Source organism: Runella sp. (genome assembly GCF_027484545.1).
Lineage (GTDB): Bacteria > Bacteroidota > Bacteroidia > Cytophagales > Spirosomataceae > Runella.
Genome location: NZ_JAIXST010000179.1, coordinates 1 through 3,756, shown reverse-complemented (window position 1 = coordinate 3,756; position 3,756 = coordinate 1). Strand labels below are relative to the sequence as shown.

Annotated in this window: 4 protein-coding genes and 1 pseudogene; all 5 read right to left on the bottom strand. The window is 42.8% G+C overall.

Annotated features, from left to right (window positions below):
* Positions 1-115 precede the first annotated feature (115 nt).
* A complete protein-coding gene (locus Q0081_RS16825) occupies positions 116-721 on the bottom strand; it encodes a tetratricopeptide repeat protein (protein WP_298355586.1) in 606 nt (201 codons plus the stop codon).
* Between the two features lie 12 nt (positions 722-733).
* On the bottom strand, positions 734-1,135 hold the full coding sequence (locus Q0081_RS16820) for a hypothetical protein (RefSeq protein WP_298355583.1): 402 nt from the start codon (positions 1,133-1,135) through the stop codon (positions 734-736).
* 91 nt (positions 1,136-1,226) lie between these two features.
* The gene (locus Q0081_RS16815; protein ID WP_298355580.1) at positions 1,227-2,264 is read right to left on the bottom strand and encodes an oxygenase MpaB family protein; all 1,038 of its coding nucleotides are present in this window, start codon (positions 2,262-2,264) and stop codon (positions 1,227-1,229) included.
* 44 nt (positions 2,265-2,308) lie between these two features.
* Positions 2,309-3,304: a mevalonate kinase gene (locus tag Q0081_RS16810; protein ID WP_298355589.1), complete on the bottom strand. Its 996-nt coding sequence runs from the start codon at positions 3,302-3,304 to the stop codon at positions 2,309-2,311.
* Between the two features lie 86 nt (positions 3,305-3,390).
* Positions 3,391-3,756, bottom strand: a pseudogene (locus tag Q0081_RS16805) (hypothetical protein); the annotation flags it as partial.

Sequence of the window (3,756 nt, the reverse complement as noted above, 5' to 3'; positions counted from 1 at the left end):
TGGTTAGTTTTTGAAGGTTTAGCAACTCCAAAATACTATTCTTGCACTCTCTATGCTAACTATTGACCTTTAAAACCATTATTTTGACCTAATTCCCTGAAAAGTTCACGTTATTTTAAGCAATTCCCCGAGATAGATACACTTCAGGACGTCCCGGAGATAAATCTTTAGGTTGGGTATATTTCTGAATGATCACATCCAACAACTTGATGGTATTTTCAGTAATCAAATCATTGTAATAAGGCAAGGTACTGGCCGAAGCTCCGTTAATTTCAATCGCCATGTTATAATCAGCAACGGCTTCGCGGGCATTTCCCAACTTGGTTTTGCACACCCCTCGGCCATAATAAGCCATATAATTTGGGGGATTAATCCGAATAGATTCGTTGTAATCAACCATGGCTTCGGCAAATTTGCTCATTTTGCTGCGCACCAATCCCCGATAATAAAAGGAGTCGGAATCTTCCGGGTTGAGTTGAATAGCTTTGTTCAAATCGGCAATAGCCCCGTTGAAATCGTTCAATCGGGCACGGGCATTTCCTCTTCCTGCATAAGCAGCATTATTACCCAATTCGATTGCCTTGGTAAAATCTGCCACGCTGCCTTTCAGGTCAGCTGTAATCATTTTACACTTTCCCAGGCTGTACCAAGCCATAGCATTGGTTGGATCTAAGGCTAACCCGCGGTCAAAATCCTGAATGGCACGACGTTGCTCTTCCATTCTAAACCAAATTTACCCGCGCTGAAGTAATGATTTTGCTTCGTTGGGATTCAATTCAATAGAAGAGTTAAAATCACGTAAAGCGCCGCTCAAATCCTCCTGAATCAAGCGACACATACCACGATATAAGAAGGCTTTAGGGTCTTTTGAAGTGATGCCAATCGCTTCGTCATAATCGCGCATGGCACCGCGATAATCCTTAAGTGCTACTTTCAATAAACCGCGCTGGTAGTAACTGGGCGCGTGGTCTGCATTGGTTTGAATGGCGGAGGTAAACGCCAGCATGGCTCCGGCTAAATCTCCTTTATTTTGTGTGGCAAGTCCATCCTGAAAGTATTCTTCAGTGGAATTTTGAGCAAAAGTTATGCAAAACGACAGCATAAAGCCAACAAGAGGCAGTAGAGTTCTTCTCATATTTTATCGGTTAGGATAGCAAAGTACAATATTAAGAGAAAGCAACTGTTTTTTGCAATATAATAGGCATAATTTTATGTCATATAACATATTATTGCCTTCTTTTGTACTTTTCCAATACGGGAGAACTAATTTTCGAAGAGCGAAACAGCTTGGTAAAGAGCGGGATTTGAGTAGTCAATTTGATAATACTCTCCTCAAACGGTACTTGAGGAATTGCCAACAAATCTGCGACAGTATTCCCTAACAAAAAGCGCATTTGAGCTACGGGAAAATTGCGAAGGGCTGAATCGGGTGCCTGTTGTTGAAGTATTTTTGTAAGTGATTTTGTAAGTTCGACTCCCGCAGTGGAAGGTTTGAACTGTCGATTAAAAATGGCCCGGTCGAGGTGGAAAGCTTCGCGCAGATTTTTAGGTAAAAGAAGGGGGGCCACTCCCAGTAAGGAACCTACTATGTACCAAAAATGCAAATAGGCTTCTTCGTCTGTCTCATTAGTAGCGACACCTAATTTCCGCAACCCCCGAATCACAATATAAGAGAATGCCAAGTTGGTCCCCGCCATGTCTTCCTGATTAATGGGCAATCCCCAGAAAGTGTCCCATTTGGGTGAGTGACGCGTGAAGTAACGAATCACGGCGTGCATCAAACGAATTTTGAGAATTTTGATGATGTTACGCCCATTTCGCCAATCACGTTCCTGCATGATGCCGAACACAAACTCTCCCGTTTCTTCCAATCGTTTGTAGGTATCGTTTTTGATGCGTTCAGAAAGCCAAAGTACCTGAGCACCGTCAGCAGCGGCATAGCAGTAGGGCAACGAATAACAGCCTAAAAGCAACGCAATTTTTTGGTCATGTTTCCAGAAAAAAGCCATGGCTTTTTCCATTTGGGAAAGATTGGCAAACGCCGGTAAATGACCTTGTTCACGGAAGAAAATTTGTACTTCGGGAAGTTGGGTGTCAAAAGAAACAGTTTGAATATCTCCCAGATACCGCATCAGTTCTGCGAGACCTTCCCGTCCCCGTTGCGAAGCAATTTGCAACACTACAGCATCTGCTGCCTCATCACCGATTTGGCGGTAAGGAGTTAGTAAAGCATCATCAAAAACACGAGTTGGAAGTATTTTCATAAAAATAGTCAAGCGTATCACAAACCCTTGACTATTTTAACGCCTCAGACGATAAAAGGTTTTATCACCCGTGCGTTTTGTTTCTTCAGTTCGACAAAAAGCCGATTGAGCATTTCTTCATCGCGATAAATACCGATGATAGACCCCCCGGAGCCGGTAAATGAGGCCGACGCCCCGCAAGCCCGGGCCGTGTCGACCATCGCTTGATTGCGCTCTGTGATGGTCATGATTTGGGAACGGTAATTAAAGTTTTGATTGACCAACTCCCCCAAACGTTGAAAGTCCTGGTTTCTAATTACGTCACGTCCTTCCCCTGCCACACCGGCAATATTTTGAAGCGTCCCTACTACGTGCGGGTCGCCCTGCTCCCAACGTTCCCGGATGGTATTCAGGACTTTGCCAGACACTTTACTGAGGTCGGTTTTATAAGCAATGTATAACTTAGGCAACAAACGCGGGTCGATAGGCTCGTAGAGCCCATACCCTTGTTTTTCAATCAGTTCGCGCGTAAAATCCATGTAGACGCAACCTTCGTAACACTGAATCACGCGGTCTTGCAGTCCTGCTGTAATTCCCAATTCTTCCACTTCGGCTTTCAATGCCAACGTAGGCAAAATTGGGTGTGGAATCTCTACCTTATAAAATTGCATCAACGCCCGCAAAGTAGCCACCACAATCGCACTCGAACCAGCCAAACCTACCTGACGGGGTATCGTAGTCCGGTAGCGAATGGTAAAATTTTGGTTGTTCAGCTTGATATTTTCCTTTTCGCAGTACTCAACAAACTTTTTGATGGAAGCCTTCACCAATGGAATACCGCCGTGATACCCTATGGTACTGATGGTGTCGCGCAGGTGAAAAATATTTTTGAATACGTTGGAGTCTTGTACCTGAGGTTCAATCTGCAATTCGGGCGATTCGTGGAGGGTAATCGAAGCTCCGAAATTACGGACCGAAATCGAAATGGTTTTTCCAAAATAACCGTCAGAAGGGTTTCCTAAAAGCCCTGCACGGGCATAAGCACGAGTTTCAATCATTATTTATCAATTTGTTAACGCAAAATAACAACAAAAAAGCGAAGGCTACTACCTTCGCTTCCGGACTTATTGGGTTTAGGACAAGTTTATTAAGCCGCCATTTTTATTAAATCGGTTACTTTATTGCACTGATTTTTTTTAAAAGCGACCCTAATATTAGCTACTTGTTGCAAACCTGTTTTAGTCCACCTTTGCCCCGATAACTTGAATCTCTTTTGAATAACTTCTCTATTGGCAGACTCTATTGCTCCTGAACCAATAAATACCCCCATATCTATATATGTTTTATACTGCATTCGATGTTGATTGTTAGTTAAATAGATAATTAATTGTTCCTTTTTATTTAGTATATCTACCTTACAATCAACGCCTTGTATTTGAATAATCACTTCTTTGACCTCATCATTTAGCAATAGTTTTTCCATGTTATCTATCCAATCTTTACGATTTTTCAC

Bases quoted from the DNA above. Each gene is read 5' to 3' on its own strand.
- Q0081_RS16825 (WP_298355586.1), bottom strand. From the start codon at position 721: ATGGAAGAGCAACGTCGTGCCATTCAGGATTTTGACCGCGGGTTAGCC.
- Q0081_RS16815 (WP_298355580.1), bottom strand. From the start codon at position 2,264: ATGAAAATACTTCCAACTCGTGTTTTTGATGATGCTTTACTAACTCCT.
- Q0081_RS16820 (WP_298355583.1), bottom strand. From the start codon at position 1,135: ATGAGAAGAACTCTACTGCCTCTTGTTGGCTTTATGCTGTCGTTTTGC.